General features: G+C 67.7%; 14 protein-coding genes and 2 pseudogenes. 13 read left to right on the forward strand and 3 right to left on the reverse strand.

Annotated features, from left to right (window positions below):
* Positions 1-446 precede the first annotated feature (446 nt).
* Positions 447-599 (forward strand): hypothetical protein, encoded by a 153-nt coding sequence (locus tag OHT76_RS13015; RefSeq protein ID WP_328870963.1) that lies wholly within the window; start codon positions 447-449, stop codon positions 597-599.
* A 217-nt stretch (positions 600-816) separates the two neighbouring features.
* Here OHT76_RS13015 and OHT76_RS13020 read toward each other — a convergent pair whose 3' ends face one another.
* Complete coding sequence (locus OHT76_RS13020) at positions 817-1,458, reverse strand: DUF6461 domain-containing protein (protein WP_328870964.1); 642 nt, start codon at positions 1,456-1,458, stop codon at positions 817-819.
* Between the two features lie 220 nt (positions 1,459-1,678).
* Here OHT76_RS13020 and OHT76_RS13025 point away from each other — a divergent pair, with 220 nt between their 5' ends.
* Complete coding sequence (locus tag OHT76_RS13025) at positions 1,679-2,044, forward strand: hypothetical protein (RefSeq protein WP_328870965.1); 366 nt, start codon at positions 1,679-1,681, stop codon at positions 2,042-2,044.
* Positions 2,045-2,182: 138 nt separating this feature from the next.
* Here the strand turns inward: OHT76_RS13025 and OHT76_RS44120 are convergent.
* Positions 2,183-2,339 (reverse strand): annotated as a pseudogene (locus tag OHT76_RS44120) (ABC transporter ATP-binding protein); the annotation flags it as partial.
* 212 nt (positions 2,340-2,551) lie between these two features.
* On the opposite strand from OHT76_RS44120, the gene OHT76_RS13030 reads away from it, so the two are divergent.
* Positions 2,552-3,124 carry a hypothetical protein gene (locus OHT76_RS13030; protein ID WP_328870966.1) on the forward strand — a complete coding sequence of 191 codons (573 nt, stop codon included), beginning with the start codon at positions 2,552-2,554 and terminating at the stop codon, positions 3,122-3,124.
* A gap of 291 nt (positions 3,125-3,415) precedes the next feature.
* On the opposite strand, the gene OHT76_RS13035 is transcribed toward OHT76_RS13030, so the two are convergent.
* Positions 3,416-4,732 carry a hypothetical protein gene (locus OHT76_RS13035; protein ID WP_328870967.1) on the reverse strand — a complete coding sequence of 439 codons (1,317 nt, stop codon included), beginning with the start codon at positions 4,730-4,732 and terminating at the stop codon, positions 3,416-3,418.
* A gap of 764 nt (positions 4,733-5,496) precedes the next feature.
* Here OHT76_RS13035 and OHT76_RS13040 point away from each other — a divergent pair.
* The 10 genes and pseudogenes from OHT76_RS13040 (at position 5,497) to OHT76_RS13085 (ending at position 14,096) form a co-directional block, all read left to right on the forward strand.
* A complete protein-coding gene (locus OHT76_RS13040; protein ID WP_328870968.1) occupies positions 5,497-6,198 on the forward strand; it encodes a hypothetical protein in 702 nt (233 codons plus the stop codon).
* The gene (locus tag OHT76_RS13045) at positions 6,195-6,875 is read left to right on the forward strand and encodes a DUF4166 domain-containing protein (RefSeq protein ID WP_328870969.1); all 681 of its coding nucleotides are present in this window, start codon (positions 6,195-6,197) and stop codon (positions 6,873-6,875) included. Before OHT76_RS13040 ends, OHT76_RS13045 begins: the two co-directional genes overlap by 4 nt.
* On the forward strand, positions 6,872-7,513 hold the full coding sequence (locus tag OHT76_RS13050) for a helix-turn-helix domain-containing protein (RefSeq protein ID WP_328870970.1): 642 nt from the start codon (positions 6,872-6,874) through the stop codon (positions 7,511-7,513). Before OHT76_RS13045 ends, OHT76_RS13050 begins: the two co-directional genes overlap by 4 nt.
* A 708-nt stretch (positions 7,514-8,221) precedes the next feature.
* On the forward strand, positions 8,222-8,554 hold the full coding sequence (locus OHT76_RS13055) for a hypothetical protein (RefSeq protein ID WP_328870971.1): 333 nt from the start codon (positions 8,222-8,224) through the stop codon (positions 8,552-8,554).
* Positions 8,555-8,609: 55 nt separating this feature from the next.
* Positions 8,610-8,921: a pore-forming ESAT-6 family protein gene (locus OHT76_RS13060; RefSeq protein WP_328870972.1), complete on the forward strand. Its 312-nt coding sequence runs from the start codon at positions 8,610-8,612 to the stop codon at positions 8,919-8,921.
* Between the two features lie 32 nt (positions 8,922-8,953).
* Positions 8,954-9,346, forward strand: a complete 393-nt coding sequence (locus OHT76_RS13065; RefSeq protein WP_328870973.1) for a DUF6507 family protein — start codon at positions 8,954-8,956, stop codon at positions 9,344-9,346.
* Positions 9,343-11,574, forward strand: a complete 2,232-nt coding sequence (locus OHT76_RS13070; RefSeq protein WP_328870974.1) for a hypothetical protein — start codon at positions 9,343-9,345, stop codon at positions 11,572-11,574. The genes OHT76_RS13065 and OHT76_RS13070 overlap by 4 nt, the downstream gene beginning before the upstream one ends.
* Complete coding sequence (locus OHT76_RS13075) at positions 11,571-12,584, forward strand: hypothetical protein (RefSeq protein WP_328870975.1); 1,014 nt, start codon at positions 11,571-11,573, stop codon at positions 12,582-12,584. Before OHT76_RS13070 ends, OHT76_RS13075 begins: the two co-directional genes overlap by 4 nt.
* Before the next feature lie 15 nt (positions 12,585-12,599).
* Positions 12,600-13,289: pseudogene (locus OHT76_RS13080) on the forward strand (DUF6177 family protein); the annotation flags it as partial.
* A gap of 654 nt (positions 13,290-13,943) precedes the next feature.
* Positions 13,944-14,096 carry a hypothetical protein gene (locus OHT76_RS13085; protein WP_328870976.1) on the forward strand — a complete coding sequence of 51 codons (153 nt, stop codon included), beginning with the start codon at positions 13,944-13,946 and terminating at the stop codon, positions 14,094-14,096.
* The last annotated feature ends 17 nt before the right edge of the window (positions 14,097-14,113 follow it).

Below are 14,113 nucleotides of genomic sequence, written 5' to 3' on the forward strand. Positions count from 1 at the left end.
ACGGCGTCAGGTAGTACGCCGACGCCGCGAAACTTGTCCATATAACGATACTCGCGTCTCACTCTTTTGTTGGAAGAGTGCAGTTTTCCGGCTCTCCCCTGGTTCGGTGCTCGACTACTCGCAGGCCAGAGGCTTGATCAGCGGATAGGCCCCTTCTTGAGCGGTGCGGCTGCAATCACGCTGGCCCTCGTCTGGCACTCGTCCCCTACCGCGTCTACCTCCCACTTGCCTCCTTCTGCCGAGAGCCCCGAGAAGCGCACCCGATAGTGCGCGGACTGCAAGTGCCGGAGGGCGTACGGATGGCGCCGTCTTGGAGGCTGCTTCCGTTGGCGCCCAAGCTGACTGCGAGGCCGCTTCTTGATGAGTCGGGGCCGCCGAGTGCTCTTGGGCTGGGGTGACCGGTTGCGCCTGGCCGACCGGTGACGTGAAGGGAAGAGGTCGTACCTATGGGCAGTCAGATCGATCAGCGGATGGTGCTGCTCCTGCTCGTCGGGAGCGGGGCAACGTACGCGGCCTTTGAGTACCCGTCGTTCGGCACCGCGCTCTTGGTCGGCGTCGGGCTGATGACGCTGCTGCATCACCTGATGAAGGACCAGTGACTCGGCTCGCGTCTGTCCTGATCAAACTTCGATGACACGCGCTCAAGATTCGCTGTCACAGGACATGAGGCGTGTTCACCAACCGCCCACACTGCCCTTTTCGCAGGGCATCGGCTTTGCCATCCCATGCTGCTGGACCGTGTCGACTGGGGCACGCCCGTGAACGTGACCGATGCTGCCGCCCTGGGGCGCCTATCGGATCTCTGCGCACTCGCGGTCACCAGGAGGACGGAGGTGAGGTGCGGGTGACCACGGCAGGAAGCTGCCCGCTCTCGATCACCTGCCGCGGCAGTGACAGTCCGAAATGCTCACCGACGACCTTCAACTCCCGGCGCTTCTCTTCGACAGGCGACAGCTCCTCGTCCTCGCCAAGCAGGTGATCGATGCTGTCTTCCGGCGGGATGACTCCGGCTGCTTCCAGCGCCGGGCGCAGCAGGTCGGGCTGGGCTCCGGCGGGGTCGTAGCCGAAGCCCAACTCGAAGTGCAGCTGCAGCTCGCCGTCGGCGAGGTACCTGAAGAAGGAGGGCGGATCGTCCGGACGTGGGTCGAATATCAGCACGGCGGCGCCGTGGGACACTGCCGGGTCGAGGGACCAGCCTTCGCTGCCCCCGGACTCCACGATGAACGACCAGTCGCCGCTTTGGCCGATGCGGCCGACGCAGTAGATCTGCGTGAGGTCGACCATGCGGGACGCTTCCTGGATGGTGAGGGCAGGCCCGACCTCGACCGGCTCATGGTCGGCCATGCGTTCGGCCAACTGCTGAGGGCTGAGGCCGCGGGCGCAGGTGATGTACAGGTCGGCGGCATTCAGATTCGCGCTGTGCCAGGCATCGGCGATCCACGCAGGATTGTCAGGCATTGCCGTCTTCTCCTTCCGTGCACAACGTGGGGCTGGTGGAGCACAGCGATAGTCTGGTGCTGTGCCCCACCAGCGGTCAGCAACTTGTCACGGCTTGGGAACCGTGCTCCAGCAGAAGCTCTTCGGTAGGTCCCGCACCATCTCGACAGCGCATCGTCTTGCGGAGCGGAGCCTTACGATCACGGGGACGACCAGTCGATGTCACGTGAAGGGGGCTCTCGTGGCCGTGCTTGTCCGGCAGCAACGCATTGACGCGGACGTGGAGTTCCACGCCTTCGGGTTCCAGGAGTCCGATGACGGCGACCTGCCGGTCCCGTTCCCGGACGACTTCGAGCAGGGAGTCTTTCTCAACACCTTTCCCGGTCGCCTCAACGTCTACAGCGCCGGCCACACCCACACGGCATCAGTCGACGTAGAGGTGTGGGACGGGCAGCCACCCGTGCAGGACCCCGCGGACTGGGACAATCAGGCCGAGGCCGACTTCGAGTCGGCCAGCGGCGAGGTGGCCGTGTGGTCCATAGGCCTGGGACGCTCCGATGACGTCATCACGCTGGCGGACGAGGGCGGCTCGTGCGAGTGCGCGTGAGCTGCACCGGCCGCGCCGAGGCGGCTGCCCTGTCGGAGGACGAGGGCACCGGCGAGGGGGTGGAGAAGCACCTCGTGCAGTTCTGGCCCACCAAGCCCTGAACGCGATGGTGGGGGCGGCCCCGTACGGGCCGCCGGCCGCCAGCCGGCGCAGCAGATGCGACTTGCCGGTGCCGTTCGCGCCGAGCACTGCGACCCGCTCGCCGAAGAAAGACCTCCAGGTCGAACGGGTCAGTGAGACTAGTGAGTTCGAGCGCTGCGCAGCGCACGGCCCGTACGCCGGTACGGCTACTGCGTCGCGGGAGCCCTTATGCTCGACCCAGGTTTCAGCTGCATGAAGCCTGGGGGGATCGTGAAGAATCGCACCTGGTCTGCAGTTGCCGTCACTGCCATCGTCGCCGTACTCAGTGGCTGCGCGGCGAAGAGCGAGACTTCAGTCGGGTCGGACAACAGCTGCCCGCCCCTGGCGCGATCCGTGAGCACCGCGCCGCCCAGGGACATCGGGCCCTTGGACGACATCGTGCTGGGACGCATCGAGTGCGCAGACCCGACGTCGGGCATGACGACGGCGAACGTCACAGCGACGAACAAGGACGACGAACACGACGTCCGCTATTACGTCACGGTGGAGTTCGTCGACTCTCAGCACCAGGTGCTTACGACCGAAAATGCGGATCTCGGCAGAATCGCTGCCGGAAGCAGCGCCTCGGTGAACGTCTACTCTGCTCGACCGGCCCAGGGCATGGGATTGACGGTCCGGATCAAGCAGGTGGAACGGCTGTCAAGCTCCAGCAGCATGAGGGCCGAGCCCCACGACAACGTGGACGAGATCGTAAGGATCTTCGTGCGGAAGGGGCTTGTGCCGCCGGGCACACCGTATGGGTCCTGTCCTGACAAGGCACCCCAGAAGTGGTGGATCGGAGCCAAGACCAACTGCTGGGCGACGCAGCCTGTCCGCCCTACTGCGCCAATTACTATGCCCGTACCAGCGCTTCCGGGCGGAACGCTCTGCGCTGACGGTTGGGTATCCGGTTCCAGCGGGCGTGGGACCTGCTCCCACCATGGGGGAATTGCCCACTGAGGTGCCCACCCTGTGGGTCACGGCAGCCAGCCTCGTGCAGCGCAACAGAAGGGCGCTGGGGCCCGGCCCCGGCATCGTGATCACCACGCCCATGAATTCCGCGCGTCACACCGGCAGCGCTGGAACTGGAGCATGACGTTCAAGACAAAGAGCATCACCTGACGCGGATAAGCACATGACCGAGGGACTCTGCTCGGTCGCGCACACTTCCCGTCGGACCTGTCACGCCTCAGCCCCATGCCCGCCGGCTGGTGGCGTGACTGGAGCCGGTCTGACCCCGGCACTAGCGGGTCAGCGCTCGCGGCGCAGCGATACCCGCACGTTCCCGTCCTCGTCGCGGTTCACGAAAAGGCCCGAGCCCTGCAGGCTGGTGACGAACGGGGCGTCGGTGCCGGCGCCGAGCACCTTCGCCTCACCGGTGGCGGTGGTGAGATCCACCTCAGCAATGACTGGGCCCGCATCGCCCGTGGCCGTGTCCTCCATGACCGCTCCGTACGCCGTTCCGTCGTCGCGGATCGAGCTGAGCGCGATCGTCTTGCGGTCGCCGTCCCCCTGCAGGCAAAGCCCCTGTTTCTTCTCCAGGTCGAACGCGACCGGACCGGCGGCAAGGTAGCGGCCACCGGGTGAAGTGATCACCGGGTAGTCCCGGTTCGGCTCTGAGACGTCTGCCACCTCGTAGCCGCATTCCATGCGGGCCTGCACCTTCCCCGTACGCAGATCGTGCACCGACCACACCGGGTCGCTGTCACCACCGTATGTGCCGCCCGTGTGCCACCCCGCGAGGAAATGGTCGCCCTCGACGCCGTACACACTGCCGTTCCAGGAATCGAGGACACCCACCGCTGCATTGACGCCTGCCGGACGTACGTCATCACTGAACCACCGGCCCGGAATTCCGAAGCCGCCCGAGCCCATACCCACCAGGGGCCCGTCCGCGGTGGCCGCCATCACCCGGCTACTGGAGCAGACGACCGCCTGCTCGCACTGCGGCAGGAGGGCGTTGGCGTCCTCGTATTCAGTAACCTGCCCCGAGGCCACATCCACCGCGGCGGTCCACTGCGGGAACTGGCCCTCCTCGCCCCAGCCGACCAGCACCCGTCCACCGGCCGAACTCACATGCACCTCACCCGGGCTCGCCGACACCGGCACATCGATTTCCCGCACGGGCTTCAGCGAGGAGCCCGAGGCATCGGCGGGATAGACCGCCAGCCGCACGACCTCGGTGCCCTCGTGGAGATCGTCCTTGCCCCGCATGCCGTGCGCATACGCGACGACGTACTCCTGCCCGTCCTGCACGACGTCCGTCACGTCCGGGATCTCCGCGGCCTCCCCGTACTCGGGATTGCCCTCCGCGCCCTCGACCGGCGTCGGCGGATTCCACGGTGCGGACATCCAACGGAGTTGGCCGCTGTCGGCGGCCGTCACCATCACGGTGTACCCGTTGGAGGCGACATGCATCAGGGCAACCGCCCCCGCGTTCGGCAGGGGCGACAATGGCAAGGTCCCGACCGACTCGGGCACCCAATTCAGGGTCTCGTCCCAACCCTTGGTCGGGTTGTAGGCGGACGGCACGCTCAGCTTCGCCAGCGGCTCAGCACTCCGGATCACATCCGGGTCGCTGTTCTTCTCAGACCCGTCGCTACCACCCCCGCCTCCGCAGCCCGCCACCAAGACGGCCGCGAGCACGGCCCATCCGACTGCTGTACCCCCGCGCAATGCCGGTTCCCTTCTCCCCTTGGCAGCGCTCCGGCCGCCAGTGATCAAGCGTTGCCGAAGCTATCAGCGAGTTCGGGTTCGATGACAATGCGTGACGAGAGTACCGAATATGCACACAAATCCGGGCTGTACTGGCGATCAAGCCTCACGCTGAAGGTTGTTATCCGCCGCTTCTTCCATTTTGTCGCCTCCTGCTCCGCAAAGCCCGTGCGGCCTTGTCGCCACTCCCGGGCACGAAGGACACAGGCCAAATGGCCGATACAGAGCGGCACATGACCCAGAGTCGACCCTCACCAGGGTCGGTTGCGCCGGTGCGCTTGCGCACCAACGGGTCCATGCCGAAGACCCGGATGCAGTGCGGGAGCCGGACCGCGGTGTGACTGAGCGCTGTAGATGGCCCCTGAGTGCGCTAGTTGGCCCTTACGTTCCTGGGGCAGGATGACCGAGCCAGCCAGCGGCGCCCGTCCGCTCCCCTCCTCTTCCGCAGCGCCCCCGGCCGACCGGGGGCGCTGTCGCGTGCATGCGCGGTCGTGGGTGAGGGGCGTCCTGAGCGCACGCTCCAACCGGCCCGCCGATCTTCTTGAGCGTTCGCTCAAACTGGGCTACCTTGCGGTTTGAGCGAACGCTCAAACTGTGAGAAGGGTGAGGTGGCGGCCATGGGGTTGTACGTGGAGGCCGTGATCGACGCCGATATGGAGGTCCTCTGGGAGCGGACCCAGGACCCGGCGCGGCACCAGTCCTGGGACCTGAGGTTCACCTCGATCTCCTACCTGCCCCGCGTCGACGGAGAGCCGCAGCGCTTTCGCTACGCGACCCGGCTGCTGCCCCTCCTGTGGATCGCCGGCACCGGAGTCAGCGCGGGCGAGCGGCAGCGGTCCGACGGCACGCGCGTCTCGGCGCTGCGCTTCGCCTCGGGTCACCCGCTCTCGCTGCTCGCAGAGGGCAGCGGCTACTGGCGCTACGTCCCCGGCCCCACCGGGATCCGCTTCCTGACCGGCTATGACTACCGCCCGCGCTGGGGCCGCTGCGGTGCCGTCGCCGACCGGCTGGTCTTCCGGCCGCTCATGGGCTGGGCCACCGCCTGGTCCTTCGACCGGCTGCGGCTGTGGTGCGAACGCGGGACCCACCCGCGCGCCGCCCTCGCCCGCGCCCTCGGGGAGAGCGCCCTGCGCCTGGCCCTGGTCCTCGCCGCCCTGTTCGCCTCTCCCGTCGCCCCGCTCGCCCTCGCGGCGGGCACCGCCGTCCTCGCCGCCCTGCTGCCCCCGCTGCCCGGCACCCCCGCTGCACGCCGCTGCCGACGCACGCCTCCCGGGCGCGTCCGCGCCCCCCGGCTGCTCGCCATCCTGGAGTCCGCGTGACCTCGATCTTTCACACCCACATGGGCGCCGACTTCGGCCGCCTGCACCCCGAGATCCGGCGGCGCTTCTCCGTCGGGCTCGACAGCGGCGAAGCCTGCGTCGGGCGCGGGACGATGGAGCGGATCCGCCACGGTGCCCCTTTCGTCAAGCCGTTCCTCCGGCTCGGCGGGACGCGCAACATCCTCGTCCCGCGCGAGGGACGCCATGTGCCCTTCGTCATCGAGAACTTCCCCTACGTGGACTCCTTCGGCCGCGAGACCGTCACCTTCGTGCGGACCTTCCAGCTGCCTGACGGCCCCCACCGCTTCGACGCCACGATGGTCTTCAGCCCCGAGCGCGACTGCGTCCTCGACTACCTCGGCACCCACCAGCACCTCGCCAGCGACCTCCACATGAGCGCCGAACCCGACGGCTCGTTCCTCATCCGCTCCGGCGAGCACCGCTTCCGCGAGGGCCCCGTCGACGTTCGCGTTCCGTCCCTGATCGGAGGCGAAGCCGAGGTCCGCGAGTCGTTCGACGAGAGCACCGGCCGCTTCCGGATCCGGGTGCGGGTGACCAACCGGCATTTCGGCTTCCTCTTCGGCTACGAGGGCTCCTTCACCGCCGAGTACGTCGACGCGGGCGGGAGCGGACTCCGCGCCGACCTGCGGCCCGTCCGCGAGGAGGCCCGCGCGTGAGCGCGTCCGGCGGGGCCACTCGCCTCAAACTCCTCGAAGGGGCCCTGCGCACCCTGGTCGAGCAGGGCATCGCCAAGACCTCGGCCCGCTCGATCGCAACCACCGCCGGGGTCAACCAGGCGCTGATCTTCTACCACTTCGGTTCCGTCGACGCGCTCCTCGCCGCTGCCTGCGTGCACGGCGCCGAGCAGCGCGTCTCCCGCTATCGCGAGCGGCTCGCCGCCCTGGACTCCCTCACGGAACTCCTGACCTTCGCCCGGGCGATGCACGCCGAGGAACGGGCCGCCGGCCAGGTGGCCGTCCTCGGCCACCTGCTGGCCGCCGGCCAGACCGCGCCCGCCCTCGCGGCCGCGACCTCCGCCGGGCTCGCGCTGTGGATCGAGGAGCTGGAGGCCGTCCTGACGCGGCTGCTCGCCACGACCCCCCTGGCCGCCTTCGCCGACCCCGCCGGGCTGGCCCGTGCTGCGGCCGCCTCCTTCGTCGGCATCGAACTGTACGAGGGCATCGACCCCGAGGGCGCCGCCCGCGCCCTGGACTCGCTCGAACAGCTCGCCGTCCTCGCTCAGGCCCTGGAAGGACTCGGCCCCCTGTCCCAACGGGCAGTCACCCACCGGCTGCGCCGCCGCACCCGAGACTGACCTGGCGTCGCCTCGCTCGGCCCACGCGGTCCAACCGCTGGTCAACGCCACCCCGGCCACTGCCGACCGGTTCGTCCCCCGCAGCCCAGGGTTCGCACCCCACCACATCCCGGCCTTCCTGGAACAGGACTGGCACGAGCGATTCATCCGGCCGGCCAACATCCCCTCGATGAACGACTTGTCGGCTGCGCGGCCATCCAACTCGTCTGCCGGGCCGCCCACTGCGGCACCCGCGAAGCGGCCCTCCTCCTGGGCATTCCCACGGACAAAGTTCCCCGGGGCATCGACGACGACCGCTTCTGGATCGGCGCCAAGGACGCCCCCACAGACTTCCGCATTGCCATGACCGAGCATTCCGGCAGCCGGCAGCCGGCAATCAGCTGCGCTGGTCTGCGATCCCCCTGGCGTGTCGCCGGTCGTGCCATACAGGGCACAGGGCCAGCCATCGCGCGCTCTTGATCGACAACAGACGGTAACCAGAGGCTAGTTGGCCATTGCCGGACGCTACCCATCCCATAAGAGAGCACGCGACAGGGCGCTTTCGCAGCCGCTCATGACCTAGATCACGCCACTTTGACTCCCTCCGCGTTGCGCCTGCAACGCTTGATGCGAGAGAGTGTTCGACGCGCTGTGAGCCATGCGTGACCCACGATGACGCAGTGGCGACCATCCAACCGCAGCGCACAACACGCTTACGGGGGTGGGTGGATGAAGTTCGACATGGGGTCGACGACCCTGGCGGATCTTGGGAAGAGCACCGGGGGCTCGGTGCAGGATCTCGGCACGCTGATCAGCTGGCTGGTTCAGGCGGCGGAGCCGTTGGAGGGGAAGTTCAACGGGGCGGGCAAGGCGGCGTTCGACACGTTCAAGTTGCACGCCGACGAGATCACGAACGCGTTGAACAGCTCGCTCGACGCCATTCTGGGCGGGCAGTCCGGCATGGACACCGCGTTCGGTACCGGTGATACGGAGCTGGAGGACAACGCCCATCAGAACATGGGTGTCGCCAACTTCGACGCGGCACGATTCGGCGCACGGTAGGCCGTACGGCTGTAACGCCTCTTCACTGTCACTGTTTTCAAGGGGGAACTCGACCATGGGGCAGAACCTCGACCGCCGTTCGTACGACACCGGCGCCTCGGCCGAGGTGCAGATGAGCCTGCAGGGCATCATCGGCCAGCTGGAGCGCGTACTCACCGACCGCGACAACGCGGTGAAGGCCGCGATGGCCGACTTCACCGCGGACGGCGTCGCAGACGAGTACCACGGCAAGGAAATGCGCTGGAACCGTGCCGCCGGTGAGGTCCGCGAGATCATCCGGCTGGTCCGCTCGACGATGGAGAACAACGACGGGACCGCGCAGTCGACGCTGGCCAAGGCGAAGGCGGCCGTCGACAACATCGGCTGACGTCGGACGGTTTTTGAAACGGGGGTCGGCGCATGCCGAAGTGGGACATCTCGCCGTCCGGGGTCGGGCACGTGGTCTCGAACGTCGGGGACGTGATGACGGTCCTGGACGACATCGTCAAGGCGTACTCGGACGACATGGAGGGCGCGGCCACGTCGGCCGGGGCGCTCGCTCCGGGCGGGGCGAGCGGAGAGCATAAGGGGCAGACCGGGCTGGTGGCCGCGGCCCTCGCGGAGTTCCTCACGGGCACCGCTGAGGAGTTGCAGTTCATCGGCGTGCGGGTCGGCAAGTCGGTCAACGGGGCCGTGGAAGCCACCGTCGCCTACCGGGACGGCGACCTGGAGATGGCCGCCGAGGCGCAGCACCGGGCGTCCGGGCTGGTGCAGCCGGACATGCCGGACGGATGGAAGGCGGGCCGTCTGTGATCCAGCCGGAGTCGATCCCGCTGTTCACCGGCGACCTGAGCGAGTTGGAGCGGCACATCGACGCTTTGCGCGTCGAGGGGGACGGGATACGTCGGGCAGGCGCGGAGGCGCATCGGCAGTTCCAGGGGCTGTCGGCCTTCTACGAGGCCCCAGAGGCGGAGGAGTTGTTCGCCTCGACGGCGCCGGTGCGGGACACCGCCGACACGTACGCGGACAAGGTCGCGACGGTGGTGGAGGCCCTGTCGGCCTACGCCGTCGAGGTCGGGCCGATCGCCAAGCGGCTCGAAGCCCTGCAGCGGCAGGCGGTGGGCTTCGTGGCCGGCCTGAAGACCGACACCGGGGAGTTCGACGAGAACTGGACCGACGACGGGGACAAGGTCGCCGAGCATCAGTCCCTGCTGCACGACATCAACGTCGCCCAGGAGCAGTTCTACGCCGCTGAGATCGCCTGCCACAACAAGATCACGGCACTGGTCGGCGGAACCCAGTACGTCCTGGGCACCGGGGCCAAGCAGTTCATACCGCGCGGTGCGGAGCTGTACGGCTACACGGCGGCGGTGCTGGACCAGGCGACGGAACTGCCCTGGGGGACGCCGGTCACGCAGTCCCACGACTGGTGGGACCCCTCCGATCTCGGCTACTACGCCAAGAGCTACCTCTGGGACGGGTTGATCGTCGACGGCGTCTGGGGCACCGTCGACGGCCTCGCGACGCTCGCCGGTTTCCATGGCTCGGACGCGGCCGCGCAGTCCTGGGAAGGCATCGTCCGCGCAGTGGTCGGCGCCGAGACCTACCTCATGGAGTCCGGCGGCCAACCGCCAACCGGCGTCTTCGCGTCCGACTTCGCCCAGGAGAGCAAGGTCTACGCCAAGGAGTTCGCCAAGGGCTTCGTCGCCTGGGACCAGTGGAAGGAAAACCCGGCCCGCGCGGCCGGAATGGTCACCTTCAACATCCTCACGCTGGGCGCGGGCCCGCTCAAGGCGGCGTCGGCGGGCAAGGCAAGCACGGCGGCCAAGGTCGCCAACACGGTCGGCAAGGTCGGCGAGGTCATCGACCCGGTGGGTGCGGCGGTCAAGGTGACAGGGCATGCCATCCCGAAGATCTCCGAGCTCGCCGCGGGGCTGCGCGGCGTGGACGACATGCCCGACCTGAGCGCTCCGCACAGCGTGCTGGAACTCTCCGATGGTTCCAAACTCGTCATCGAGGACGGCAGGTTCATCGCCTACGACAAGCACGGCGACCTCGTCGGCGAGGCGCCGAGGCAGGAGCCGCCTGTTGCCGAGGTCGCTGCCTCAGCGCGGGGGCACGAACTTTCTGGGGTCGGCGCGACATCACGTCTTCCGGAGGCGCAGGGACGTGGTGGCGATGGTGCATCGCCCCAGTCCGCTCACGATGTCGGCACCACCAGCGGACACGCCGCTGGCCATGGGGGTGGTGTTGATGGTCGTGATGGCAACTTTGGTGACGGTGGGGCAGACGGCGTGAGCGGCGGACGCGGCGCTGGCGGATCTGACGGCGGACCTCCAGCTAGTCCGCACGGATCCTCACCTGCCGGTGACGGCGAGCCCATGGCCCGCGGCGGGCACACAGAGCAGCAGGTCCGTGACGCGATCAAGGGCATTCCGGGCAAGAAGCGGCCCAAGCCGAACGTGATGGAGAAAGTGTTGGAAAGGCTCGCTACCGAACCCAACGGTCAACGGATTGCCGAGATCATCGGCTCCGGCCGCTTCAACCAGAGCGATGAGTACGGGCAGGTCGTCTCGTCTTTGGGGGCGAACAGGTCGCAAATGTTTCAGCCCGGTGCTGACCAGCTCATATTCGCGGATGATTTGGTCAAGAGCGGCGTTCCGGCTCACAGCATCGACTTCGAGCAGAAGTACCCACCCGGCGCCGATGTGGACGTCCGGACCGTCGACGAATCTGGTGCTGTCTACGCCTACCAGTTGAAGCATCTCAATGACCCCCAGGATCAAGTGGGGGAGATCACCAGAGGCAAGTACTTGCTCCAGCTGGCGAAATCTGAAGCCGATCACCGCGTACTGCTCGTGGACGGAGGGAGAGGGACGCGCGCGGACTGGATATCCAACGGCTCGTACGATGCCCTCATGGACATCCACCGCGGTGGCCGTGGACCGAAGGGGCAAGGCATCACGTTCGTCATACGCCTTGAGGACGGAACCCTCGTCGTCCCACCCGGCAGTAAGCTCGACCCCAAGGACATGCTGTGATCACCTCTGAACCCATCGGTGACTGGAGCTGGGAAATCGCGACCAGTGCCGACGGAATCCGGCCCACGAGTGCGGTGGAGACCGCACTGGCGGTCTTTGATGTTCTGGCCGGGTGCGAGCTGGCGATCCCAGTGGGCAAGGCCTTTGTTTCAGTTCGGTCCATGGACAGTCGGGACGTGCGTGTCCTGGTCGACGGCCTGGGACTGGAACCGGATCCTCTGATCCGTGGAATGGTTCTCTCTCACGCTTTGGTTGAGGCTGGTTCCCCCGAAGGTGATGTCATCGTCGACGTTCGGATCGAATGCCCTGGCTATTGGCGGGAGTCAGGAATCATGCACCGGGCGGAGAAGCTGTTCGTCATCCAGGTGGAGATCTGGAAAAGCAGCCTGCTCATGGTGACGCTGGAGACGTACAGCGACGCGTGGTTGACCGTGGACACCCGCGATCGGGAGCAGCCTGAGGTCTACGCCGAGAATGCGCCCAGGCTCGCCGCCGCGCTGAAGGGCATTACGAGCCTGCTCGGCAGTGCTCCTGTGCCGGGCGCCCCCAATCGTTACGCGACTCCCACCGTGACGGGTTTCGAGGACCCGAGGGCCGAGGGACCTGCATACGACGATTCCTGGGGGACATTCGAGCTCCCGGCCCGATCTGGTCTGCTTCGGTCCAGAATTCCGGCCTCGGAGGACGAATACGAAGAGACCACCGACAACCCGGTGCGCTACTTCACGGTTCGCCGTGAGGGCGTGATCGTGGGATATGTCTGGGCCGCGGTCGGCGAGGAGGCTGCGGGCTTCGAACCACGAACCGCTGCCGGAGAGGCGGCGTTCGAGGCAGGGGCAGGATGGCTGCTGCGCCTGAGGGCAGCCCACGCTCAAGGGCTCAACGCCCTCGCAGCGCTGGCCTGGCTGGCACAAAGTTCATCGCGGCCCGAGATTGGTGAGTTTTTCGAGGACTCGCCTCTGGAAGCACCGTCCCTGGACGCCCTTGAGGAGCTCTCCGGACGGTATTGAACAGCGGACGGCACCGCTTCCGTGGCCGAGGCGTTCAAAGCGGCCACCGAGACCGGTGAACGCCAGCTTCTCCTCACCCTGCGCACCCGGCACCCCGCAGATGCGGACCTCGTCCTCGGTCCCGCCCTGGAGGCCGCCTTCCGGCACCTGACCGGCGCCCCGCCCGCTGGCTGGAGCACCGCCGAACCGGTCAACCTCCCCTGGTCCACCAGCCAGTTGACCGACCTTGCCCGGGCCCGCGCCCCCCGCCCCAGCTGGCTGATCGCCATTGGTCACCCCGACCGGCCCGCTCTCGCCACCGTGCGCGTGCTCCGGACCACGGCAGGCATCGAAGAAGACCTCACCCTCGCGCTCGGCTACGGCGGCGAGACTCCGCCCCTGCAAGCCATCGAGGCTCTCGCGGCCGAACTCGACGCGAAACACGGTCTCGTCACCCTGTTCACGTCGCTCCGTGCCGCCCGCCGCGACCTCACCGTCCCCGCACAGCTCGAACCCCCCCCGATCCCGGTGTCCTTCACGCTCGGCCACGACGAGGCGAGGCGCATCGGCCCGCCCCACGCCGAGCAATCATCCTTCGGCCCCACCCCCACACGTCTCGGCCCCCCGGCCGAACCGGCCCTCCATTACCCCCTGGGCGATGGATCGGAACCGCACGCCTGGTCCACCTTCCAGCGCCTCACCCAGCACCTCAAGCAGCAGGCATAACCACCAGAGCACGCCGTGTCGGTGCGCGGGCGCGAGCTAGCCCAACCATCTGGCTGCGCCGGGTACGGCATAAGCGTCGGGCCCCATGGAATACGATCCACGTGCAGCACGGACATGGCGGCCGCCACCGCGTCGGCGAGGTCGCCGTTCTGCGGGGACACCTCCCGCTCCGCCGTTGTGGCCCACTCTCCGGCGATGACGAGGCCGCCCCTGCCGCTGACTGTTCCGCCTCGGCTTCGACGTCCCTCACGCGTGCTGCCGCCCGAAGCGTGTCCGCTTCACGGACGGTGAGCCCGGCCAACCGGATCACTCCGTCCAGGGCACGGGACGTCACATATCCGTCGGCGTCCGCGTAGCGCACCAGAAGTGCCTGCACCCACCCGACGCAAGGAGACACATTTCCTTTACAGGTTCGTGCAACCTTTTCCACATCTGGAGAGTCCGCGTCTACATGCACACGTACGCCCTGAACATGCAGGCCCAATCGGGCCAACTCGTCCCGCAACCGGTCTCGCCCGACCTGGCCGAGCCCAGGGTTCGCGCGTTCCGCGCGAAGACCGGCTCCGGCACGACAGCGTTCGCGGCGGCAGCAGATCAGGGGGCGCGTTCCGTTCGGAACCGCGAGAACGCGAACAGCAGGCAGAGGAGCGGGCAGTGAGCCGCGAGCTCGTCGACGGCAGATTCCGCATCGGGCGCGTCATCGGCAGAGGCAACATGGGGGAGGTCCATCAGGCCGATAACCTGCGCCCTCCCGAGGATTCGCCCGAGCGCACCGTCGCCGTGGCTCGTGCCGCACCAAGGACCTGATCCTCGCCGAGCGAGAC

Source organism: Streptomyces sp. NBC_00287 (assembly GCF_036173105.1).
GTDB lineage: Bacteria > Actinomycetota > Actinomycetes > Streptomycetales > Streptomycetaceae > Streptomyces.

What these genes read in the sequence shown, in the direction of transcription:
- OHT76_RS13015 (WP_328870963.1), top strand. Translation starts at nt 447, where the DNA reads ATGGGCAGTCAGATCGATCAGCGGATGGTGCTGCTCCTGCTCGTCGGG.
- OHT76_RS13020 (WP_328870964.1), bottom strand. Translation starts at nt 1,458, where the DNA reads ATGCCTGACAATCCTGCGTGGATCGCCGATGCCTGGCACAGCGCGAAT.
- OHT76_RS13040 (WP_328870968.1), top strand. Translation starts at nt 5,497, where the DNA reads ATGGGGTTGTACGTGGAGGCCGTGATCGACGCCGATATGGAGGTCCTC.
- OHT76_RS13055 (WP_328870971.1), top strand. Translation starts at nt 8,222, where the DNA reads ATGAAGTTCGACATGGGGTCGACGACCCTGGCGGATCTTGGGAAGAGC.
- OHT76_RS13060 (WP_328870972.1), top strand. Translation starts at nt 8,610, where the DNA reads ATGGGGCAGAACCTCGACCGCCGTTCGTACGACACCGGCGCCTCGGCC.
- OHT76_RS13065 (WP_328870973.1), top strand. Translation starts at nt 8,954, where the DNA reads ATGCCGAAGTGGGACATCTCGCCGTCCGGGGTCGGGCACGTGGTCTCG.